The organism is Salibacter sp. (genome assembly GCF_031581065.1).
Taxonomy (GTDB): domain Bacteria; phylum Bacteroidota; class Bacteroidia; order Flavobacteriales_G; family Salibacteraceae; genus Salibacter.
In genome coordinates, this window is the sequence record NZ_JAVLBN010000020.1 from 17,688 (window position 1) to 40,763 (window position 23,076).

Here is a 23,076-nt window from a genome sequence, read left to right on the forward strand (position 1 = left end):
TTTGAGCTTCTAAAGATGGAAAAACAACTGATCAAAAAATACAATGTTCCAGGTCCGCGCTACACGAGTTACCCAACCGTTCCATACTGGAAGGATAACCCGATGAACCTCAATGAATGGAAAGAATCTGTAGTTGAGACATTCAGAGCCACAAATAAAGAAAAAGGAATAAGTCTTTACATTCACCTCCCCTTTTGTGAAAGCCTTTGTCATTATTGTGGCTGTAATGTTCGCCACACGACAAATCACAAAGTTGAAGATTCATACATCGGTTACGTTATAAAAGAGTGGCAACTCTACTTAAACCTTTTGCCTGATGTTCCTCACATTGCAGAGATTCACCTTGGCGGTGGAACACCAACTTTCTTTTCAAAACAGAACCTCCGCGATCTGATTGAAATGATAAAGAGTACCTCTACAATTCATCCACAGGCTAAAATGAGTTTTGAGGCAGATCCTCGCAACACAACTAGAGAACAACTTCAAACACTTTACGATTTAGGTTTTAGGCGAGTGAGTTTTGGTGTACAGGATTTTGACCAAAAAGTGCAGGAAGCGATTAACCGGATTCAACCTTTTGACATGGTTCGCGATGTCACTGAAATAGCACGCGAAATTGGTTATGAATCCATCAATTACGACCTCATTTACGGTTTACCCCACCAACAGCCAGAGTCAATCGAGCAAACATTCAACTTCGTGAAAGAAATGATGCCAGAGCGAATTGCTTACTACAGTTATGCTCATGTTCCGTGGATGAAAGGCATTCAGCGAAAATTTTCAGAAAACGATCTGCCACAGGATGATGCCAAACGCGAGCTCTACGAGCTTGGGAAAACACTTTTAGAAAAAGCCGGCTACATCGAAATTGGTATGGATCATTTTGCATTGCCAAATGATGAGCTCACGCTCGCTTTCCAAAACAAAACACTTCACCGCAATTTCATGGGCTATACGACTCAACCAACCGAGTTGATGATAGGGCTTGGATCGAGTTCTATCAGTGATTCATGGACAGCTTTTGGTCAGAACCACAAGACAATTCGCAACTACCAAAAACTGCTCGATCAAAATGAATTGCCTATTTTTAGAGGCCATTTATTGAACAGGGAAGATCTCGTGATAAGGAAGCACATCCTTAGTCTGATGTGTCAGTTTGAAACGAGCTGGGGGAATGAAGAATTACAGCATCCCACAGTTGGTAAAGCAATTGCCCAACTCGCAGAGTTTGAAAAAGATAAACTCTTACAAATAGGCAATCATAGCCTCATCGTTACAGATAAAGGAAAACCTTTCATCCGTAACATTTGCATGACTTTTGATGCACATTTAAAACGAGATAAACCTAAAAGAAAACTATTTAGTAAAACAGTTTAAAATCCATAACAATGAAGAATGTACTTTTCCCCACCGATTTTTCTGATGCTGCAGATTATGCAAAGAAAGCAGCTTTTAAACTCTGCAAGGAACACAATCTTACGCTTCACGTGATGAACTCGCTCGACAATGTTCATCGCTATGTAAGCATGAGTATGACAAATGCAGGAGATCCATCAGTACCGGGATTTGAGCCTGAGTTGATGCTTGAAGCAATGAAAGAGCACAAAAAGCAGGCTGAGAAAGACCTTCTAGCGCTCAAGGAAGAAGCTGAAAAAGCAGGCATCCAGGTTGAAGGACACCTCAAATCAGGAAAAATGCACAATGATGTTCAGGAAGTTGTAGAAAAATTCGATATTGATTTCATTATAATGGGAACCCATGGTGCAAGCGGTTTTGAAGAAGCTTTCATCGGGTCAAATGCACAAAAAGTTGTTCGCTCAGCTAACGTTCCCGTTTTAACCATCAAGCCGGTTGAAGAAAACAAGACATTTGATGTTAAACGCATTGTATTTGCTTCAGACTTTTTGGAAGAGGAAATCAATAATGAAATTCCAAAAGTTCGTGCTTTTGCTAATTTCCTCGAGGCTTCTCTCGAAGTGGTTTACATCAACACTCCTTCTTATTTTGAGCAGACTGTTGATTCAGAAAGACGGATTAGAAAAGTGTTGGATAAAAACAGCATGAAAGATGTGAAGTTCACTATTTTCAACGATTTCAACATAGATGACGGAATCGTCAACTTTGCTGATCATGTTGAGGGTGATGTAATTGCACTAATTACTCACGGCTTTAGCGGACTCAAAAAGTTTCTCAATGACAACATTACTGAAACTGTAGTCAATCATTCATCCAGACCTGTATTGAGTTTTCAGATGCCTAAAGATTAATGCGATACTACAACACGTTTGAGTTGTGTAGTATTTTCACTCACAACTCTCAATAGATACACTCCCGGGTTTAAATTATAGACCGGGAGTTTTTTTGTGTCGTTTAATTCCCTTGACATCACCTCTCTCCCACTCAGTTCATAGAGCGTAATTGTTGCAGGCTCTGCGATCTCCACATTCAGAACCGAACGTGCCGGATTTGGGTAAACCCTTAATTCCGGCTCTGACCGAAAATGAGCAAATGTTGATGTTGTATCAACAGCATTGCAGGGAGTTGATAGTGAATCAAAATATGTAATGACGCTGTAAAGTGATGGAACCACACAACCTCCGTGATTTGATGGCCCCTGTGAATAAGCGGCCACATCCTGTGCTCCCATTGCGTTCATAAATGAATCAGCTTTGATCGAGTTTTGGTATTCGACCTGCTCATCTCCGGTGCAATAATACATTCTGGTAGCACTATCGGGAACCCAATTATACACATCATTATCGAGCAAATTTTGCCATAGAGGATGATTTTTAGATTGATAAGTAGAACGAATGTCATTTAAAAAACCCGCTTTCATGAAAGAATCTATTCGGCTTGGCATTGCATTGTTTAAATCAGACAATGTGTGAGTACCATCTAATAATGGTGGAATTGTTACATCATAAGGAGCGCGCAATAATTCTGCGATGGAATTGTTGTAAAGGTTGCCGTAAGCCTGCTGATAACCTTTTATCAAATAAACGACATAACCGGGATTGCTGTAAGGTGATCCGGAAATAATTCCTCCCGCCTGGATTCCGCTCATATCATAGGGACCTGATGCCGGTGCAGCTGCTCTAACACGGAATTCATTTTGTAAGTTATTTTCCTGAATGTATTGGTGAGTGGCCATAGCTGCATGTCCACCCTGCGAGTAACCGGTAATGAAAACATCTCCATCGAGGTTGGTATTGAGATCAGAGCACAACTCTCGTGCAGCTCGCATAGCATCAATTGAGGCTGTAGCCTGGGTCTCAGCATGGACATAAGGATGGAATCCTGGATTGTCTCCCATTCCCAAATAATCAGGTAAAACCATAACATAACCAGCACCTGCGAAAAGTTTGCCTATTGTCCCTTCTCCATTGTTTCGGCTGGGAACATCATCTCTTTTTAAAACCGTTCCATGTGCATACAACCCCATTGGGTAACCCGCACAACTATCGGTTGGGATTACCACCATTCCACTCGCAATTTCATTATTACCGTTTTCATCGGTTGTGAAATAATTTATCTTGTATATGTCAACAGAATATGGTAAGGCTACATTGAGGCCTAACACACTTGCGGTATTAGAAAGTGCTGCACTTGAAAGAGTTTGGAGTTTTTGGTGTGAATCCAACACCTGAGATTTCACGTTTATGGCTAAAACCAACAAAAGGAAAGTTATTAACGATAATTTGATTTGTTTCGGCATGATTAAGAAAACTTTAAGTATTAAATTAACAACAACAGCGCACTAAGATAGTGTTTTCAATAAAGGTATGTGAAAAACTACAGGATTAAACCTGTCGAACCATTTCGTTTTCCTCGTAGTTTAGAACCACTGAATTAGTAATTTTTTAAATACATACTGCTATGGAGGAACAACTTAAAAAAGAGATTCTTGAGTTAAGAGACAAGCTCAGCGGAGACATGATGAAAGACATGGAAATACGTGATAAAATCCATAATCTCGAAATGAAACTCAACGGTGTTAAACCTGAGGATTCACATTTTGACTGCGTTGGTTGCGGCAGTTAATCAACTTTTTCACAACACCTCAAGCCTTACCTCAAACGTCATTAACTTATAAAAGCATTGAACCGGAGTCGCCCTCTCCGGTTTTTTTGTGGTTAAAAATCCAGACTTTGTTTTAAAAAGGTCAGTTCAAATTACAGTTTTAAATTGTGGGTTGATGAAATCACCAAAACTGTATTTTGATGTAATCTTCCTTTTATTTCATATCCAATAGAAGTTATATTCTCCTTAAACCAGTTAGTTTCAATAACTCCTTTATTATCTTCAAGTATCAAAATCGGTTTGCATCGATTAATTAAGTTTAGTGCTCCAGTTAATGCTTGTTTTTCATAACCTTCAACATCTAGTTGAAGAATTGAGACATCTCTATCATCTCCAATTACGTCATCTACCCTCTTAACACTAACTTCAATAGTCCTTCCGCTTTTATCCTCACCAATAATTCTACTTCCTCCTCCTAGTGTAACTCCTTTTTCAGATTCAATTAACATTTTAGATGATGTACTTTCATCTCCTAATCCACAATTGTAAAGATTTACATTTTTTAAATCATTCATTAATAGCGTAATATAAGCACATCTATAATTTTCACTATTAGGTTCAAACGCCCAAAGCTGTGCGTTTCCTGATAACGCGTTAGAAAGAGGTGGAAGAAAATCTCCAAAAAAGGTTCCTGCATGAACAATATCTCCTGAACTGCAATTATCTCTTATAAATTTCACAGTTTTAGGTTCGTGCACTTTACCTTTCAATACCTTTTGTACAGCTGGCCGCTTTTGAGAAGAAAGTGGAGTAAAATATCCACCAAACTCATTGTAAGTAACAATCCCATCCAATACACGATCAGTATTATTGATGGATTCTGAGTACTTAGGAGTACTTCTTCTTGTTAAAGCTCTTTTAATTGCTACATACTCTTTGTTGATCTTTTTTAGCATAGGTCTTATTCCAAATTGTTTTCGGAAAAAAAGTAATCAAATAGATTTACTAAATCTTGAAAAAGGACTCTATTATACTTCTATTTCACAAAAAAATAAACTAAACAACAATAAATCATTAATTATCAAGACTATAAAAACCAGTAAAAATTAGATAACTACTAATAAAAAAGGCCAAATCATAAAAATGAAATGGCCTCTAAACTATTATATTCTTGATTAAGCGATTAACTTTCAATCGGGAATTCTTTCTTGATTTGTTCAACCCATTTCGTTACTCGCTCTTCTGTCATTTCGTCCTGGTTATCTTCATCTATTGCGAGTCCCATGAAGTATTTACCATCTTCAGTTTCTGCTTTTGACTCATCGTGTTCAAAACCATCAGTAGGCCAGTAACCGATTAGCTTTCCGCCATTTTTCAATACAACATCACCGAGTATACCAACTCCATCTATAAAATAAGTACTGTATCCGTATTGATCTCCAAGTCCGAAAAAGGCTACTGTTTTACCAGTAAAATCAACTTCCTGAAAATCATCGTAGAAATCATCCCAGGCACTAACGAGCTGACCATCATGCCAGGTTGAAAGACCGATGATGATTTTATCGTATTGATCAAAATCTTCCGGTTCAATATCATAAGCATCGTGAAGCTCGATAATATCTTCACCAATTTGCTCCTGTATCATTTCTGATACTGCCTCAGTGCAGCCAGTGTCAGATCCGTAAAAGAGTCCTATTTTTTCCATGTATCAATCTTATCTTTTTATATCAAAATCACGAGGCGAAATTACAGTGCATTTCAACCTTATACAATGACAATACTCACAAAATTGTTCAGGAATTAAAAAGATAGCGGTTAGGTAAAATGAGGTTTTCCCGCACTGCATAAATTACGATGCCTGCAGTATTATTAATTCCCAACTTGTTCATGATATTTTTGCGGTGTGTCATCACTGTGTGAGCACTGAGGTGTAACTCCTCAGCAATCTGCTTGTTTGTCTTTCCCTGTGCAATTTCTCTTATTATCTCAATTTCTCTTGAGCTCAAACTAATGGGGTCACAGGAAAGCTGACCGGTTTTTATTTCCTGATCATCGAGCTCGTTTAGTATTTTACCACAAAAAAACTGCTTACCCAAATGTGTTTCATTGATGCTATCAACAATTTCAGCTTTACTGCACGACTTCAACACATGACCTGAAATACCGGCTTCCAAAGCACGCTGAATGAGGTTTTTCTTGGCAAATTCTGTGATGGCTACAAATTTCTTATCGGGATAGATGTTATGAAGAGCTTTGATGTCTTCGGTTCTGAATGATGTTGCCATGTAATCGATTAAAACGACATCGGGTTTCCATTCAGAAAACAACCTCACGAGCGCTGACCCATTGTCAACTTCCCCTACTACTTCAACACTGTCTTCCTGAGCAAAAACGGATTTCAACCCTTCTCGTATGAGTTCATTCGAATCAGCTATGACAATTCTTACAGGCTCCATTATTTAGACTTGATCTTAATAAAGACAAAGGTAACGCAATAGTGAAACAGCAACAAGTTAATAACAGACTTAAATACGAGAAGTTTTTCACAAATCAGATGAAGAAAATGTGTGACCATCGAGTGCTAACTCAGTATTGCCAAACACTTCACGGGCTTCTTCAAGGTGTTGATCAAAGTTTTTATAGCGGGCAGAGTAATGCCCAATAAGAAGCTTACTAACTTTTGCCTTTTCAGCAATTGTTGCTGCATCACGAGCCGTTGAATGATAAGTTTGTTGAGCACGCTCTCTAAACGCTTCTGTGAAAGTAGCTTCGTGATAGAGTAAATCTGTATTCTCGATCAACGGGACTATCCTATCATTGTAGCGCGTATCAGAGCAAAAAGCATACGAATAACTCTTGCGGGGAGGCAATGTGATTTCTTCGTTTTGAAATACTCTGCCATCTTCGCGGTGAAAATCTACTCCCTCTTTGATTTTTGGTAATTGTTCTACAGGAATTTTCAACTTGTCGATCAACTCCTTTTTTATTCTCCTGTTTTTGGGTTTTTCAACAAAGAGAAATCCATTGCACGGAATTCTGTGATCGAGCGGAATGGTATAAACATCGGCAATATTATCGGAGTAAATGTGGCTCTTACCATCATTGAACTCCAATTCCTGAAAATTGATTTTATAATTGAGCTTACTATCTGCTACTTTTAGCTGGAGGTTGATAATCTCTTTCAATCCGGGTGGACAAAAAATCAACAACTCGTTTTGCCTGCCCAGCAAGTGCATGGTATTCAACAGTCCGATCAACCCAAAAAAATGATCTCCGTGAAGGTGACTGATAAAGATTGCCTTAATCCGCTGCATTTTCACGCGGTATTTGCGCATCTGGATTTGCGTACCTTCTCCACAATCAATTAAGTAATGAGATTGATTGATGGAAATTAACTGAGAAGTTGTATTTCGTGTTGTGGTAGGAATAGCGCTATTTGCTCCTAAAATCTTTAGCTCAAACCCCATTACTGCACTACGATCATTTTGATGTGCCGTGTTTTATCAGCCGCTTTAAACGTACCAAAATAATGACCCGGTGAATAATCTGAAATATCGTAGTGAAATTGGTTGGTTCCTGTTTGCAATTGAACATTGAACTGATCGACTAATGTTCCTGTAATGTCAAACATTGAAACTGTTCCTTCCCTGGGCTTGTCCGTAATAAAAGCAAAACTCGGATTTGCTTTCACCGGATTCGGGTAAATAGAAAATGAAAGGTGATTATCATCCAGTGAGTTAATACCATTCGCCTGCTGAACCTCAACATCGTAATTCGCATCGAGGTTTGAATCTAAAGTGAAAAAGCTTGCTTTAATATAAGCTGTAGTTGTAAAAACACCTGATACAGATGGAGTACCGCTAATCATGATGCAGTGATCTCCACTGGAAAAACTACAGGATTGTGGATTGCAATCATAGCCGAGACCAGGAGGAATATTCACAACAGAATCTACCTGGCCTGTAAAATTTTGAGGTACTCTAAAAGAGATAACAAACTCGGTGTATTGCCCCTCAACCATTGTTACTGTGGTATCATCAGGGTTTGGATAAACCAGTGAGTTGCTATTGTCCAACTTATTACTTTCAGGTGAACACTGTCCTAAAGCAGAGTTGAATCCTCCAAACGTTATTATTGTAAGTAAAAGCGTAAAAATTCTTTTCATAGTGTTTAATTTATATGTTGTCTATTTCGCGTTCAACTTCTTCCATAAAAATAATGTCCTGTGCTTCTGATACTGTTGGAGCACATTCGGTTTCAGCGAAATATGATTCACAAAATTTCTCATCCCCCGAAATTACAAAACTTTTCTTTTTATCCTCAACTTTTGATTTCCATATGTTAACTGCTTCCAGGAAATCGTCTTTAGGTATATCGTTATCGGTCAAAACCAGCAATACGTTTTCCTCATTCCGGCTCCAGTGCTCCTTGCAGGCTTTTACATCAGATTCGTGATCTGACCATTTGAGAAAATACTGTGTGTGTTTATCACCTTTTTCGTATTTCATAGCTACACGGTTTATGTTTAACGGGCAATTTTTTCAGCCAACAGATAGAGAACAGCCATGCGAATAGCTACACCGTTTTCAACCTGGTTGAGAATAATCGCATGATCGCTGTCGGCCACGTCAGATGTCATTTCTACTCCCCTATTGATAGGACCCGGGTGCATGATGGTGATCTCTTTAGACAAACTATTCAACAATTCCGCATCAACACCATAGGTCATTGTATATTCTCGGATTGATGGAAAATACTTGATCTCCTGTCTTTCGAGCTGAATGCGCAACATATTGGCAATGTCACACCATTCAAGCGCTTCGCGTAAATCGAGTTCAACTTCAACTCCCAAATCTTCAATGTATTTTGGAATGAGTGTTTGTGGTCCGCAAACTTTGACTGTAGCTCCCAGTTTTTGAAGCGCGAATATGTTGGAAAGCGCTACACGTGAATGAACAATATCTCCCACAATCACAACTTTCTTTCCTTCTACATCACCGTATTTCTCGCGAATGGAATACGTGTCGAGAAGAGCTTGTGTGGGATGTTCGTGAGCACCGTCACCAGCGTTGACAATTCTCGAATTCACATTTCTGCTCAAAAACACAGCTGCTCCCGGGTTTGGATGGCGCATAACCACCATGTCAACTTTCATGGCGAGAATATTATTCACCGTATCGATTAGAGTTTCCCCTTTCTTCACTGAAGAACCAGATGCGGAAAAATTCACCACATCAGCTGAAAGCCGTTTTTCAGCCAGTTCAAAAGAGAGCTTTGTGCGTGTTGAGTTTTCAAAAAAGAGATTGGCAATTGTGATATCTCGAAGTGAAGGAACTTTTTTGATCGGCCGGTTGATGACATCTTTAAAATTATCAGCAGTGGTAAATATCAACTCGATATCTTCCCTGCTCAACCCTTTGATTCCTAAAAGATGATCAACACTCAAATTACTCATCATCAATTGTTTTTAGAACAACATGTCCTTCATTATCGAGATTCACATCCACGCGTTCTGATACAACCGAGTCAACTGTTCGTCCAACATAATCGGCCTGGATGGGAAGTTGACGACTAAATCTTCTATCGATCAGAACCAGGAACTCGACCTTTTTTGGCCTGCCAAAATCCATGAGGGCATCCATGCCGGATCTGATCGTGCGCCCCGTATAAAGAACATCATCAATCATGATGACCTTCTTGTTTTCTATTTCAAAATCGATTGTTGTTTCGCTTACTGTAATCGGTTCATCGCGTCTTCTAAAATCATCGCGATAGAACGAAACATCGAGATACCCCAGTTCAACATCTGCTCCGGAAAGAACCCTTTTAAGCTCAGCGTGTAACCTGTCAGCTAACTGGATTCCGCGAGGCTGCAAACCAATTAGAACTGTATTTTCAAAATCACCGTGATTTTCAATCAACTGGCGAGCCAATCGCTTGATAGTGATGTCGAGTACTTTGCTATTGAGTAAAATTCTGGGTTGCATTCTTTGGCAAATATAGGAGTAAGTCCCAATCATTTTTCAATCATAAGGAGCCAATTTTTTACAATTTGCTTTCCGTGACTACTCAAAATAGATTCCGGATGAAATTGCACACCGTAAACAGGTAGGCTTTTGTGCTCGATTGCCATTGTCACATTTCCCCAGGTTGCAGTCGCTTTCAAATCTCCCGGCAAAGCTGATCGTTCAGCTGCCCAGGAATGGTACAATCCCACTACAGTTGGGTTCTGAATATTACTGAAAATTGAAATTCCATTGTGCACAATTTCAACGGGTCTGCCGTGCTGCACACCAGGCATATTGAAAAGCTCTCCGTCAAAATGATTGATAATTCCCTGCATTCCCAGGCATACTCCCAGCAATGGCTTTTCATTCACAAACCGCTCGATTACCTGCATGAGTTTCCCTGCAGTTTGGGGCAACTCCGGCCCCGGACTCAAAACAATTGCATAGCTCGTGGTCAGAACCGACCAGTCGATTTCGTCATTCCGCATCACTACAACCTCATCAACCAACGGCTCCAGCAAATGAACCAGGTTATAAGTAAAACTGTCGTAATTATCGATGATCGAAATAGTTCTATTCATATCCGCAAAAGTGCATAATTTGTCAATAACTCCTACTTTGATTTGGTATTCCCATTTTGAGAATTATTTTTGTTGATAATCGCACAAACCTAAACATGGAAAAATCAAAACCACTCAAAATATTTGTTGTTGAAGATGATGAATGGTACAATAATTTTTTAAAGTACAATTTAGAACTCAACGAAGACAACGAAGTCCACTCATTCAAGACCGGTAAGGAGTTTATCAAAAAACTTCACGAACGCCCTGATGTGGTAACGCTCGACTACTCACTCCCCGATATGGATGGTGATAAGGTCATGAAACACATCAAGGATTTCGACTCTAACATTCAAGTGCTTGTAGTATCGGGACAGGAAGATATCGAAACGGCTGTCGAAATTCTCAAACAAGGCGCTTATGATTATGTCGTGAAAAACAACGACACACGTGAACGGCTTTTTGCTGTCCTGAATCACATCAGGAAAAATGTTGAGCTAAAAGAGGAAATTTCAGCACTCAAAAAAGAGATCAGCAAAAAATACGATTTCTCTAAAGCCATTGTGGGAAATAGTACAGCCATAAAAAAAGTCTTTAACCTCATAGAAAAAGCCTGTGAGAGTAAAATCACCGTTTCAGTAACAGGAGAAACAGGAACGGGAAAAGAACTTGTTGCTAAAGCGATTCACTACAACTCAAAGCGAAAGAAAAAACCATTCATACCTGTAAATATTACAGCAATACCCAGCGAATTGATCGAGAGTGAACTATTTGGTCACGAAAAAGGAGCTTTCACGGGTGCTCAACAACGCAGGATAGGAAAGTTTGAAGAAGCAACAGGCGGTACGATCTTTCTCGATGAAATTGGTGAAATGGATCCCAACCTGCAAGCTAAACTGTTGCGAGTATTGCAGGAACGTGAACTGAACAGAATTGGGAGTAACAAAACCATTCCGCTCGATGTGCGAATCATTGTAGCAACTCACCGCAATTTAGCCGATGAAGTCAAAAAAGGCACCTTTCGCGAGGATCTCTACTACAGATTGCTCGGTTTACCCATTCACCTACCTCCGCTCAGAGAAAGAGGAAACGACATCCTTCTTATTGCCGATTTCTTTGTCAAAGAATACTGTAAGGAGAATGAGATTCCAATCAAAAAACTGAGTTCAAAAGCAAAAAGCAAATTATTGAAGTTTCCGTTTCCGGGAAATGTTCGTGAGCTCAAAGCTGTGATTGAACTCGCCTGTGTAATGGCTAATGACGAGATGATTGAAGAAAGTGATATTTCTTTCAATTCATCTAACAACATGCAGGATATCCTAATGAAAGAAATGACTCTCAAAGAATACCAGGCTCGTATCATCGAAACGTTCATGGAAAAGTACGATAACAATGTTTTGCAAGTAGCTAAAAAGCTCGATGTGGGGAAATCAACAATTTACAGAATGATTCAAAACGGGGAAGTTCAACAAAAATGAGTAATGAATTATACGACATTGAACAGTTAAAAATGGCAACAGGCAATGATCCTGATTTCACTAATCACATGATCAAAGTCTTTTTAGAGGAAGCTCCCAAACTTTTCGATAAACTGAGTAATCATTTCGAGGTAAATGATCCCAAAGGAGTTCGATTTATCGCTCACCAGTTAAAGGGAAACTTCAAAGCTATGGGAATCCACTCCTGGGAAGATCTAAGAGCGATTGAACTGGCAGCCAAAGAAGAAGAACTCGGCAAAATTGAAACAGAAATGGAGTCTGTTCAGGAAAAATTTCCTAAAATTATTGAATCATTAAAACGAGAATTATGAATCATCAATTCATTCATACCGATCATGCTCCTTCTCCAATTGGACCATACAGCCAGGCAACACGAGCTGGTGACACAATTTATGTCAGTGGTCAGATCGCGATCAATGCCGAGACCAATGAACTCGAAACAGACAACCTGGAACAGGAGACTGAACGAGTACTCGAAAACCTGAAACAGGTTCTCCTGGCAGCCGGTGCTAAACTGGAAAATGTAGTCAAATGCAGCATTTTCATTTCAGATATGAACAACTTTGGCCGAATCAACGAAGTGTACGGCAAATACTTTGAACGTAACCAACCGGCCCGTGAAACTGTTGAAGTTGCCGGATTACCTAAAGACGTAAACGTAGAAATCTCCTGCATTGCAGTTGTATAATTCCAGCAAACAATGAACGACCCCAAAATGATCGATTACCGAAGCGATACCGTTACACAACCAACTCCTCAAATGATTGAGGCAATGAGCAAAGCTCCGGTTGGAGATGATGTTTACGGTGAAGATCCCACAATCAAAGAGCTGGAACAATACGCAGCCGATCTTTTTGGGATGGAGAATGCGCTGTTTTGTCCATCGGGTACAATGACCAATCAAATTGCCATCAAAGCACACACTACTCCGGGAAAAGAAGTCATCTGTCACGAATGGGCACATATCTACAACTACGAAGGTGGCGGAGTCGCTTTCAACTCGGGCTGCCAAATCAGACCCATTCCCTCAAAAGACGGTAAGTTTAAAGCTCTTGATGTAGAGGCCAGAATTCAATCGAACACAGATGTTCACGCTGCTCCCACAGCTCTTATAAGCGTTGAAAACACGGTAAACAAAGCTGGAGGGACTGTTTGGAAAAAGGATGAAATTGAACCGATCACACGTGTCGGTCAGATCCACAACATCCCGCTTCACCTCGATGGTGCAAGGCTGTTCAATGCACTGGAAGCAACCGGTGAAACGCCTGCCGATTACGGCAAGCTCTTTAACAGCATTTCAATCTGTTTGTCGAAAGGTCTCGGAGCACCAGTTGGCTCGCTACTATTGGGATCTGACCAGTTCATTACAAAGGCACGCAGAATTAGAAAAGTAATGGGTGGCGGAATGAGACAGGCCGGAATCATTGCCGCTGGCGGATTGTACGCCCTCAAAAACAACATTAACCGTTTGCGTGAGGATCGTGAAAATGCGATCAAGATTTACGAGGCAGTAAAAGAATCTGCAATTTGCAAATCAGTTGAAAAACCACAGACGAACATCGTCCTCTTTGAAACAACCGATAATAAGCCATTGAATGCGGTTCTGACCGAAATGGAAAAGTACGGAATCAAGGCTTCACCGATGGGTAATAAAATCAGAATGGTGACGCACCTCAACCACAGCCACGAAGATATTGTGCGCACCTGCGACATCTTAAGAAGCTTGTAAACAATGAGCCTGTACAGCGGTTTATACGATATGCGCAAACATTTCCTTACACTGCTGATATTTATTTCAATATCTGTTTTCGGTTACAGTCAGAGCCAAACGGAACTCGAAACTTTCAATCAAAAACGCCAACACATCGTGACAACCGGCATGTATGTGCTCGGTGGCTGGGCCGTTGCGAATATGGTTACAGGCGGAATTGGTTACGGGACTTCATCAGGTGAAGCACGGTATTTTCACCAGATGAACATGATGTGGAATACAGTAAATTTAGGGCTTTCAGCAAGTAGTTTGTTATTCCGGGACGATTTACCCACAACATTAAAAGGATCATTAGAAGCGCAACAAAACATCGAACACTTATTGCTCTTCAATGCCGGATTAGATGTGGCATACATTACAGCTGGGTTTTACCTCAAAGAACGCGCAAAACGCGGTAACCGCTATGACAGATTCACGGGTTACGGCAACTCACTTCTCCTCCAGGGTGGTTTCCTCTTGCTTTTTGATGGTGTGATGTATTTCACTCTCCGTAATCACGGAAGCTCAATCGGGAAAATCCTTGAACACGTTCAGTTTAGCAGTAATTCTGTGGGGGTAAGTTTTTGGTTTTGAAATAATCACGTTTTTGGGTAGGATTGCGATGCATCACAATCCTATAAATACCTATTCAATACAAAATCTAAATTATACGCAAAAGCATATAAAAACCTAAAAACAACATCAATTATATCTATTTGCATATAATTTACTACATTTGGCAGTGATTATATTTAAAAGCATATAATGAAAAACCTTTCTGAATTTGTCAAAGAGCGAAGAAAAGAAGTGGACCTCACGCAGGAAGAGTTTGCTGAACGTGCCGGTGTTGCCCTCACCGTAATTAGAAAAATTGAACAGGGCAAAACGAACCTCAACATGGATAAAGTAAATTTGGTTCTGACCATGTTTGGGCACACACTGGCTCCTGTAAATCAAAAAGAAATTGAAAAATGAGACAGGGAAATGTATTTTACAAAGATCATTTAGCCGGAATCATAACGGAGACAAATGATGGAGAGTACGTTTTTCAGTACGATGAGCAATACATTAAGAATCACAACGATAGCTTCATCACCTTCACAATGCCTGTCAGAAAAAAGCCTTACAGAGAAAAACGCCTTTTTCCTTTTTTCGAAGGATTGATTCCTGAAGGGTGGCTATTGGATATAGCATCTAAAAACTGGAAGATCAATCAAAATGACCGCATGGGCTTACTCCTGGCATGCTGTGAAAATTGCATCGGTGCGGTGAGCGTAAAACCAAAACCTTCACACGATGAAGAATAAATGTTTGTACTGTTACAAAACTGTTGAACAAGGTGCAGACTTTCACGAAAAATGCGCCATAGAATTCTTTGGTTCACCAAAGGCTCCTGAGATTGACTATTCGCTCGATCAAATGAGTGAATTGGCAAAAAAGGTGGTACAAAGAAAAATAACTGTCCCTGGTGTACAGCCAAAATTGTCGATGTCTCTTTTTCAAAAAAACAATTCACAGTCAGAACCGAGACTAACAGTTGTAGGTGCTCTTGACGGACAATACATTTTCAAACCGCCTTCAGGAACATTCCCTCAAATGCCGGAGAACGAGCATGTAACCATGCGCATAGCTGAGGCTTTTGGAATAAGAGTTGTTCCATCAACATTGATTCGATTAGCATCAGGAGAGTTATCGTACATTACAAAACGAATTGACCGTACAGATAAAGGTGAAAAAATACACATGCTCGACATGTTCCAGATTACTGAAGCATTCGACAAATACAAAGGATCAATGGAAAAGGTTGGAAAAGCACTCGATGCTTATTCCTCCAATACGCTACTCGATAAAGTCTTTTACTTTGAGATAGCTCTTTTTTCCTTTCTCACAGGAAATAACGACATGCACCTGAAAAACTTCTCAATGATAGAGAGTCTGTCAGGTTGGGTTCTCTCACCGGCTTACGATCTTTTGAATGTGTCTATTATTCTGCCTGAAGACAAAGAAGAGCTCGCACTGACATTGAGCGGAAAGAAAAAGAAACTCAGGCGTGCGCACTTTGAGGAATTAGGTAAAACCTTGCAACTTACTGACAAACAAATCAAAGTTGTTTTCAATCGAATGCAAAAAAACAAACCAAAAGCAATTGAATGGATTAACGCTTCTTTTCTTGACTCCGGATTGAAGAAGGCTTATCAAAACACACTGGATTCACGGTACAATCAATTGGGGCTATGAATTGAATGGGTTGATTAATTGTTTATTAAATTTGTTTATGTAGGATGGCGATGCATCGCCATCCTACAGATCGAAACGAAAGCGAATTACAGGTTCCTGAGACCACCTTTCAAAGCTCCAGCCGAGTCCGGGATATTTTGCCCGCAGAGCCGGGAGCCTCTCAAAGTTTGCTAAAACTTTGTAACTTTACAAACCAAACCGAACAAACAACACTGTAATTATGAGATCTAAAAACCCTGCAATTTGGGTTGTGCTGCTCTTCGCTATCATCAGCACCACAATCCAGGCTCAAAGCGTTCGCTACCGAATCGATTATTTCAATCCGCGTATTTTAAAAGCTTATGACGACAACTCACTTATCGTTTCAAGAAGAGCTTATCAAGATGAAATCAGGATTGACTCTATTACTCCTGATGGACAAATCATTAATCAAAGTATATTCTTTCTCAATAATGAAGTAAACGGTTATTTGTATTCGGTAAAACACAACCTCTTCATCACAACATCGAGCGTTCCCGATCAAAATGAATGTGCTGATTGCAGACAAATTGCATTCAATATGTACAATGGAAACGGAGTTTTACAGAATACCGAAAATATCAAGACTCCTAAAAATGAAGATACAAAAGCTCTTTATCGCCCATTTATTCATCGTGACACTTTGATACTTTTTGGAAAATCGTATTCAGATGGGGATTGTTACGATGAAAACCACCTCATTTTATCAGATTTCAACGGTAACAAACAAGCCGAAATTGAACTGGGTTGTGAAGCAAAACTCAAATTTGATACTACTGATATTCACGTCAACATCTCAGGAAACTGCCAGTGTGGAAATGATCCGATTAACGAGGATCAGGTTTACAGCCTCGACTCAAATTTCGTCCAAAAGAAACCTGCTATACCCATATTCAAAGAAATCAGCAGTACAAATAAATTCATCGGTTATTCATCTGATAGAATCGTAAATGATGTGAGTTTATTTAAGGGAAAAATTTACAACACTGCAGATCCGGTTAACCGATACATTGCAAATGTTGTAGACACCAACAACCAAACATGGCGCAATTTAGACAGCCTCTTCAACGACCCGATGAAGGACATCGCCATTCACGACATGATCAAATACGATTCGTTTTACGTGTTTTTGAGTCCGAACACGAGAAATGACTCCGGCCGGGCCGGCCTTCACTGGATATCTGAGGATTTGAAATACCACGGCCGATTGATTCGCATCGGGATACCGGGCAGCAAGATCATCGGTGGCAATATACAGGTTGGAAAAGGCAACAGACCCGATATTTTCCTCAGGCTCAAAGTCAGTGGTGGAGGCATTACCAAAACCCAGTTCCTGCGCATCAATATGGCTCCTTTTGATCCCAGTTCAGTTCCTGAATTTTCACGGTCAGAGCCGAATGTGCAGTTCTACCCCAATCCTGCATCGGAGTTTGTCACGATCGATATGCCTTACACGAGCGGAAACCTGCAAATCATCAACGCGACAGGAAGGCTGGTCAGGGATCTGACCGTTACGCAAAACCAACAACTCGATGTTTCGCAACTGGGCAGCGGAATGTATTTTTTCAGATTCACAAACCAGGACCGATCTGTCACTAAAAAAATGGTGATCCGATAAACGATCAATCTGCGTACCTTTGCGCCATGCGCATTGATATTGTCACCATATTACCGCAACTCATGGAGAGTCCGTTTGCTGATTCCATCATGAAACGCGCGCTGGAAGCCGATCATGCCGAATTGCATTTCCACAATCCGCGCGATTACAGCCGGGACAAGCACAAAAAAGTGGACGATTACCAGTTTGGCGGTGGTGCCGGAATGGTCATGCAGGTTGAGCCGCTCGCACTTTTGCTCGATGAGTTGAAAAGCGAACGCGATTATGACGAGATCATTTACATGACTCCTGATGGCGAGCGATTTGACCAACGAATGGCAAACTTCTATTCGCAAAAAGAGAACATCATTATCATTTGCGGTCATTATAAAGGGATTGATGAACGCATCAGGGAACATTACGTCACCCGTGAAGTTTCTATTGGTGATTTTGTGATATCGGGCGGTGAACTGGCTGCAACCGTTTTTTGCGATGCCGTGATCAGGCTCATTCCCGGTGTGCTGAATGACGAGACCTCGGCTCTGACCGATTCCTTCCAGGACGATTTACTGGCTCCTCCTGTTTACACGCGCCCGGCAGAGTTCAGAGAATGGAAAGTTCCAGATGTTTTATTATCAGGCAATTTCAAGAAAATTGAGGAATGGCGACACGATAGGGCACTGGAAAAAACAAGACTTCGCAGACCCGATTTGCTGGAACGAGAAATTGAAAATAATCGCGAGAAAAACGCAAAACAGTAGGTCGTTCGCAAAATATTTCATAATATTGCACGCTCAATTTTGAGAGGAAAATACACCTTATAAGCATTTTCGTCATGGACCAAAGAATTCAAGAAATAACAAACGAAGTAAACGGAACACCAGAATATCCTGAATTTTCAGCCGGAGATACAGTAAATGTAACTTACATGATCCGCGAGGGTGAAAAACAACGTCCACAGAGTTTTCAGGGTACAATTATCCAAACTAAAGGAAAAGGCCCAACGGGAACATTCACTATTCGCAAAGTTTCAAGTGGTGTAGGAATTGAGCGTATTTTCCCATTAGGTTCAACTGCTATTGAAAGCATTGAAGTTAAGAAAAGAGGTTCTGTACGTAGAGCTCGTATTTTCTACCTCCGTGACAGACAAGGGAAAGCGACAAGAATTAAAGAGAAAAGACATTAATATACTCCGTATTTTTTACGGTCAGAGCCCCGCATACAGTGCGGGGTTTTTTATTGCCTGATTTTTCAGCTGACAAAAAAGGCCGGCTCGCAAAAACGAACCGGCCACCCGAACCACATCAACAATTCTAACGACAATAAGAATCTTGATAGCATTGAAACATCAGTTCTTCTTTATAGTTCATTTCTTTTTCAATTTTTCTTCAATTCCGCTCTTTTCAAAAGGATAACTGTTGAACGTTCCCAATCCTTTAGCGATAACAGTGTCTCTGTTGACGGCATTGATCACACCGCTCGTGATGATAATCCTGTTTCCCTCCTCCTCTACTGTTCCTTCTCCAACTAACTCATCTCCCAGGTGAGCAGGATGCAGGAAGTTCAGTTTGAACTCTACCGTTGATACGAGTCGGCCGCGTTCGCAGGAAACGGATAATGCAGCTACTCCCAAAACACTGTCCATCATCCCGGCTACCATTCCACCGTGAATTGCGACAGGAGTCGCCATGTGGCGTTCCTGAACTTTCATTCGGTAAATTACTTTCCCGGGCTCAGGAACTTCAAACTTCATGTCGTGGTCCTGTCCGAATTTATTGATCTTGTTGTAAAGCTCTAAGATGTTATGCATGCATACTTCTTTTGAAGTGAAAATTAGTAAAAAGATTTTTTAGTGTGTTATTAAACCTTTTGACTTTAGACTATTGACAAACGTGATCAGCACTTTCAGCTCGATCTAACTTTATTTTTGCTCCATAGGGTAAGATTTTCTGTTATGTTGCCACTAAGACACCAGGACACAAAGTATTTTTGACGATCCGTGCCTACAGCATTCGTTGGGGGTACAGCTCACTTTTGATCTGGGCTAAAACCCAGAGTTAAGTTTAAATCGTGCCTACGGCACTCAACTTGTGTCTTCCAAGACCATAGCATTATTACTCCCTTCTACTTCGGCTCCGTGCTTCGGCTCAGCTCGGTAACCGGGCATTTTAGGCAAAGTCAAACCTACCAATTAACGAACCACCAAACCTTCAAAAAATTAACTCCCAAATAATTCCAAAAACTCTATTAGAACGCTCCTCAACCTTGGCCTCAACCTCGACCTCCTCTCTCGTTTTGAGCCCCGCGAAAAACATATTTCCTATTTCGTTCTTGAGCTCGTAAAAGAACATATCTCCTCCTCTTCGCTCTCAACCTCAAACTTGACCTCAACCTCAACCTTGACCTCAACCTCAACCTCAGCCTCAACATACAAACATCTCCCAAATCTTGGTTACCTTGCTCTAAGTCGTATTTTTGTGGAACTCGAATAAAAAGATGGATTGTGAATGGTTAAAATAAACATTTAGCAATTGAAATTGATTTAATTATGTAAATCCATCTAACCGTTGATGAACTAATATGAACAGATGAAAAAAGACAAAGAAATATTTGATCTCATCAGTGCCGAAAAAGAAAGGCAAAAAGATGGACTGGAACTTATCGCATCTGAAAACTTTGTTAGCGATAACGTATTGAATGCAATGGGCTCAGTGCTTACGAACAAATATGCTGAAGGACTTCCAAACAAGCGCTATTACGGTGGTTGTGAAGTTGTTGATCAGGTTGAAGACCTTGCAAGAACACGCCTTAAAGAATTGTTTGGAGCTGAGTGGGTAAACGTACAACCACACTCGGGAGCCCAGGCAAACTCTGCCGTGATGTTGGCTTGTCTTAATCCGGGCGATAAGATCCTCGGTTTTGATCTGTCACATGGCGGCCACTTAACACATGGCTCACCTGTGAATTTTTCGGGGAAGCTCTACTCTCCTTCTTTTTACGGAGTAGAAAAAGAAACCGGTGTTATCAATTACGATAAAGTAGCCGAAAAAGCGAAAGAAGAAAAACCCAAAATGATCATTTGCGGTGCTTCGGCTTACTCGCGCGACTGGGACTATGAAGCGTTGCGCAAAATAGCCGATGAAAACGATGCACTGCTGCTGGCGGACATTTCACATCCGGCCGGATTGATCGCCAAAGGGATTTTGAACGATCCGCTCGAACACTGCCACATTGTGACGAGCACCACGCACAAAACACTTCGTGGTCCGCGTGGCGGAATTATCATGATGGGATCAGACTTTGAAAATCCGTGGGGTTTGAAAACGCTAAAAGGAAAAGTGAAGATGATGTCGCAACTGCTCGATTCAGCAGTATTCCCCGGTACGCAGGGTGGTCCGCTCGAACACGTAATTGCTGCCAAGGCTGTTGCCTTTGGCGAAGCACTTACTGATGCGTTCATGGACTACACCGTACAGGTTGTCAAAAACGCCAGGGTGATGGCTGACGAGTTTGTGAAACGCGGTTATCACGTGATTTCAAACGGCACAGATAACCACTCAATGCTGATCGACCTGCGCGCTAAAGATGTTACCGGAAAAGAGGCAGAAAAAGCACTCGAAAAAGCCGGCATCACGGTTAACAAAAACATGGTTCCGTTTGACGATAAGTCGCCATTTGTGACATCGGGAATGCGTGTGGGAACTCCGGCTGTTACAACGCGCGGACTCAAAAAGGACGACATGCCGCGGATTGTCGAGTTCATCGATCAGGTTCTGACCGATACTGAGAACGAAGAAAAAATTGCTAAAATCAAGGCGAATATTCGCGACTGGATGTCGCCCAAACCGCTCTATCAATCATAAAAACGGATAAATTTTATGGAAATAACTGCAAATAATCCAAATCGCACTTCATGGGTAGATGTACCTGAAAACAGCGACTTCCCCATTCAAAACCTGCCGTTTGGCATTTTCTCTACTACTGAGAAAGACGCTCGTGTAGGTGTGGCACTCGGTGGGCACATCATCGACATGTACGAACTGGCGAGTCGCGGTTACCTCAGTGACATCATCAAAGATGCTGAAGTGTTCAACCAGGCTAAGCTCAACCCTTTTATGAAATTGGGTCGTGACACGGTCAGAGCCGTACGCAACGAGCTGGCCAACATCTTCGATTCGAACAATGCCAAGCTCGAATCAAACGATGACGACAAGGCTGCTATCCTCGTGAAACAAAGTTCAGCATCGATGCACATGCCCGTTCAGGTTGGCGATTACACAGATTTTTACTCGAGTAAAGAACACGCGACTAACGTTGGTAAAATGTTCCGCGATCCGGATAATGCTTTGTTGCCTAACTGGCTTCACATTCCGGTTGGTTACCACGGTAGAGCGAGCTCTATCGTTGTTTCGGGAACGCCTGTTCACCGTCCAAAAGGACAGACAAAGCCCGATCCTGAGCAACCACCGGTTTTTGGTCCGTCAAAACGTGTGGATTTTGAACTTGAAATGGCTTTTGTAACCTATGACGGCAAAGCACTTGGCGACTCGATCTCGAGTGACGAAGCTGAGGATTACATCTTTGGAATGTGCCTCTTCAACGACTGGAGTGCGCGCGATATGCAAAAATGGGAATACGTACCACTCGGTCCGTTTCTCGCAAAAAGTTTTGCATCATCTGTGAGTCCGTGGATCGTGACGATGGACGCGCTAGAGCCATTCCGCTGTGCCGGACCACAACAGGATCCTGAGCCACTTCCATACCTCAAGACAAAAGGTGATCACAGTTTTGATATCAACCTTGAAGTTGGTATCAAAACAGACAACACTGACGAAACAAAGCTGACGCATTCAAACTTCAAGTACATGTACTGGAGTATGGCGCAACAGCTCACTCACCACACGGTAAACGGATGTAATATTCGCGTTGGTGATATGATGGCTTCAGGAACGATTTCAGGAAAAGACAGCGATGAGTTTGGTTCAATGCTCGAGCTCACGTGGGCCGGTAAAAACCCGATCAAACTTCCTGATGGATCTGAACGCAAATTCATCGAGGATGGCGATACTGTAATCATGCGCGGTTACAGCAAAAAAGACGGCATCCGCATTGGATTTGGCGAAGTGCGCTCTAAAGTACTTCCTGCCAAGTAATCGATTTTATTTATTTGAAATGGAAAGCCTCTTGACGAATGAGTTGAGAGGCTTTTTTTGGTTTAAAACATTAAGAAATGAAGAATCATTAAGAGTATAACAAATAAGTGCCGTCAGGCACGCTCCACATCTATCTCCGGGTGATAGCCCGGAGCCTAAGTGTAAAAAACAACTATTGAGTACCGTAGGTACGGTTCACATCTAAAAAGCCTGATGTTTATTTACTTTTCTGT

Annotated in this window: 27 protein-coding genes; 16 read left to right on the top strand and 11 right to left on the bottom strand. The window is 41.1% G+C overall.

What is annotated here, in order from left to right; translation table 11 throughout:
* The first annotated feature begins 15 nt into the window (after positions 1–15).
* Both hemN and RI557_RS06580 read left to right on the top strand, forming a co-directional pair.
* Entirely contained in the window at positions 16–1,377 is a 1,362-nt protein-coding gene (gene hemN, locus RI557_RS06575) for an oxygen-independent coproporphyrinogen III oxidase (protein WP_310667667.1), read from the top strand.
* A gap of 11 nt (positions 1,378–1,388) precedes the next feature.
* The gene (locus RI557_RS06580; protein WP_310667666.1) at positions 1,389–2,267 is read left to right on the top strand and encodes a universal stress protein; all 879 of its coding nucleotides are present in this window, start codon (positions 1,389–1,391) and stop codon (positions 2,265–2,267) included.
* Here RI557_RS06580 and RI557_RS06585 read toward each other — a convergent pair.
* Positions 2,264–3,715, bottom strand: a complete 1,452-nt coding sequence (locus RI557_RS06585) for a T9SS type A sorting domain-containing protein (protein ID WP_310667665.1) — start codon at positions 3,713–3,715, stop codon at positions 2,264–2,266. The two genes, RI557_RS06580 and RI557_RS06585, sit on opposite strands and share 4 nt — an antisense overlap.
* A gap of 161 nt (positions 3,716–3,876) precedes the next feature.
* Here RI557_RS06585 and RI557_RS06590 point away from each other — a divergent pair, with 161 nt between their 5' ends.
* Complete coding sequence (locus RI557_RS06590; RefSeq protein ID WP_170265053.1) at positions 3,877–4,041, top strand: hypothetical protein; 165 nt, start codon at positions 3,877–3,879, stop codon at positions 4,039–4,041.
* 131 nt (positions 4,042–4,172) lie between these two features.
* Here the strand turns inward: RI557_RS06590 and RI557_RS06595 are convergent, their stop codons facing one another.
* The 9 genes from RI557_RS06595 to RI557_RS06635 all read right to left on the bottom strand — a co-directional run bounded on the left by RI557_RS06595 (position 4,173) and on the right by RI557_RS06635 (position 10,609).
* Positions 4,173–4,976, bottom strand: a complete 804-nt coding sequence (locus tag RI557_RS06595) for an FkbM family methyltransferase (RefSeq protein WP_310667664.1) — start codon at positions 4,974–4,976, stop codon at positions 4,173–4,175.
* A gap of 227 nt (positions 4,977–5,203) precedes the next feature.
* On the bottom strand, positions 5,204–5,725 hold the full coding sequence (locus tag RI557_RS06600; RefSeq protein ID WP_310667663.1) for a flavodoxin: 522 nt from the start codon (positions 5,723–5,725) through the stop codon (positions 5,204–5,206).
* A gap of 88 nt (positions 5,726–5,813) precedes the next feature.
* Positions 5,814–6,476 (bottom strand): response regulator transcription factor, encoded by a 663-nt coding sequence (locus RI557_RS06605; RefSeq protein ID WP_310667662.1) that lies wholly within the window; start codon positions 6,474–6,476, stop codon positions 5,814–5,816.
* An 87-nt stretch (positions 6,477–6,563) separates the two neighbouring features.
* Positions 6,564–7,487 carry a ribonuclease Z gene (locus tag RI557_RS06610; RefSeq protein WP_310667661.1) on the bottom strand — a complete coding sequence of 308 codons (924 nt, stop codon included), beginning with the start codon at positions 7,485–7,487 and terminating at the stop codon, positions 6,564–6,566.
* Positions 7,487–8,185 (bottom strand): T9SS type A sorting domain-containing protein, encoded by a 699-nt coding sequence (locus RI557_RS06615; protein WP_310682856.1) that lies wholly within the window; start codon positions 8,183–8,185, stop codon positions 7,487–7,489. The genes RI557_RS06610 and RI557_RS06615 overlap by 1 nt, the downstream gene beginning before the upstream one ends.
* A gap of 10 nt (positions 8,186–8,195) precedes the next feature.
* Positions 8,196–8,528, bottom strand: coding sequence for a hypothetical protein (locus tag RI557_RS06620; protein ID WP_310682858.1), 333 nt, complete (start codon positions 8,526–8,528; stop codon positions 8,196–8,198).
* Positions 8,529–8,545: 17 nt separating this feature from the next.
* Positions 8,546–9,475 (bottom strand): aspartate carbamoyltransferase catalytic subunit, encoded by a 930-nt coding sequence (locus RI557_RS06625; RefSeq protein WP_310682872.1) that lies wholly within the window; start codon positions 9,473–9,475, stop codon positions 8,546–8,548.
* Positions 9,468–10,007 carry a bifunctional pyr operon transcriptional regulator/uracil phosphoribosyltransferase PyrR gene (gene pyrR / locus RI557_RS06630; RefSeq protein WP_310667658.1) on the bottom strand — a complete coding sequence of 180 codons (540 nt, stop codon included), beginning with the start codon at positions 10,005–10,007 and terminating at the stop codon, positions 9,468–9,470. Before pyrR ends, RI557_RS06625 begins: the two co-directional genes overlap by 8 nt.
* 29 nt (positions 10,008–10,036) lie before the next feature.
* A complete protein-coding gene (locus RI557_RS06635) occupies positions 10,037–10,609 on the bottom strand; it encodes an aminodeoxychorismate/anthranilate synthase component II (protein WP_310682860.1) in 573 nt (190 codons plus the stop codon).
* Between the two features lie 95 nt (positions 10,610–10,704).
* Here RI557_RS06635 and RI557_RS06640 point away from each other — a divergent pair, with 95 nt between their 5' ends.
* From RI557_RS06640 to rplS, 11 genes are all read left to right on the top strand, one after another.
* Positions 10,705–12,066 carry a sigma-54 dependent transcriptional regulator gene (locus tag RI557_RS06640; protein ID WP_310682862.1) on the top strand — a complete coding sequence of 454 codons (1,362 nt, stop codon included), beginning with the start codon at positions 10,705–10,707 and terminating at the stop codon, positions 12,064–12,066.
* Positions 12,063–12,398 carry an Hpt domain-containing protein gene (locus tag RI557_RS06645; protein WP_310667655.1) on the top strand — a complete coding sequence of 112 codons (336 nt, stop codon included), beginning with the start codon at positions 12,063–12,065 and terminating at the stop codon, positions 12,396–12,398. The genes RI557_RS06640 and RI557_RS06645 overlap by 4 nt, the downstream gene beginning before the upstream one ends.
* Positions 12,395–12,775: a RidA family protein gene (locus RI557_RS06650; protein WP_310667654.1), complete on the top strand. Its 381-nt coding sequence runs from the start codon at positions 12,395–12,397 to the stop codon at positions 12,773–12,775. Before RI557_RS06645 ends, RI557_RS06650 begins: the two co-directional genes overlap by 4 nt.
* Before the next feature lie 12 nt (positions 12,776–12,787).
* Entirely contained in the window at positions 12,788–13,816 is a 1,029-nt protein-coding gene (locus RI557_RS06655) for a low specificity L-threonine aldolase (RefSeq protein ID WP_310682868.1), read from the top strand.
* A 3-nt stretch (positions 13,817–13,819) separates the two neighbouring features.
* Entirely contained in the window at positions 13,820–14,431 is a 612-nt protein-coding gene (locus tag RI557_RS06660; protein WP_310667652.1) for a DUF6992 family protein, read from the top strand.
* A 171-nt stretch (positions 14,432–14,602) separates the two neighbouring features.
* Complete coding sequence (locus RI557_RS06665) at positions 14,603–14,812, top strand: helix-turn-helix domain-containing protein (protein ID WP_310667651.1); 210 nt, start codon at positions 14,603–14,605, stop codon at positions 14,810–14,812.
* Complete coding sequence (locus RI557_RS06670; protein ID WP_310667650.1) at positions 14,809–15,144, top strand: HipA N-terminal domain-containing protein; 336 nt, start codon at positions 14,809–14,811, stop codon at positions 15,142–15,144. The genes RI557_RS06665 and RI557_RS06670 overlap by 4 nt, the downstream gene beginning before the upstream one ends.
* On the top strand, positions 15,134–16,075 hold the full coding sequence (locus RI557_RS06675) for a HipA domain-containing protein (protein ID WP_310667649.1): 942 nt from the start codon (positions 15,134–15,136) through the stop codon (positions 16,073–16,075). The genes RI557_RS06670 and RI557_RS06675 overlap by 11 nt, the downstream gene beginning before the upstream one ends.
* A 220-nt stretch (positions 16,076–16,295) precedes the next feature.
* Complete coding sequence (locus RI557_RS06680) at positions 16,296–17,711, top strand: T9SS type A sorting domain-containing protein (protein WP_310667648.1); 1,416 nt, start codon at positions 16,296–16,298, stop codon at positions 17,709–17,711.
* A gap of 26 nt (positions 17,712–17,737) precedes the next feature.
* Complete coding sequence (gene trmD / locus RI557_RS06685; RefSeq protein WP_310667647.1) at positions 17,738–18,451, top strand: tRNA (guanosine(37)-N1)-methyltransferase TrmD; 714 nt, start codon at positions 17,738–17,740, stop codon at positions 18,449–18,451.
* Positions 18,452–18,525: 74 nt separating this feature from the next.
* The gene (gene rplS, locus RI557_RS06690) at positions 18,526–18,876 is read left to right on the top strand and encodes a 50S ribosomal protein L19 (protein WP_310667646.1); all 351 of its coding nucleotides are present in this window, start codon (positions 18,526–18,528) and stop codon (positions 18,874–18,876) included.
* A 180-nt stretch (positions 18,877–19,056) separates the two neighbouring features.
* Here rplS and RI557_RS06695 read toward each other — a convergent pair whose 3' ends face one another.
* Positions 19,057–19,500, bottom strand: a complete 444-nt coding sequence (locus RI557_RS06695) for a PaaI family thioesterase (RefSeq protein WP_310667645.1) — start codon at positions 19,498–19,500, stop codon at positions 19,057–19,059.
* A gap of 778 nt (positions 19,501–20,278) precedes the next feature.
* On the opposite strand from RI557_RS06695, the gene glyA reads away from it, so the two are divergent.
* Positions 20,279–21,553: a serine hydroxymethyltransferase gene (glyA, locus tag RI557_RS06700; protein WP_310667644.1), complete on the top strand. Its 1,275-nt coding sequence runs from the start codon at positions 20,279–20,281 to the stop codon at positions 21,551–21,553.
* Positions 21,554–21,568: 15 nt separating this feature from the next.
* A complete protein-coding gene (fahA, locus tag RI557_RS06705) occupies positions 21,569–22,843 on the top strand; it encodes a fumarylacetoacetase (protein ID WP_310682870.1) in 1,275 nt (424 codons plus the stop codon).
* The last annotated feature ends 233 nt before the right edge of the window (positions 22,844–23,076 follow it).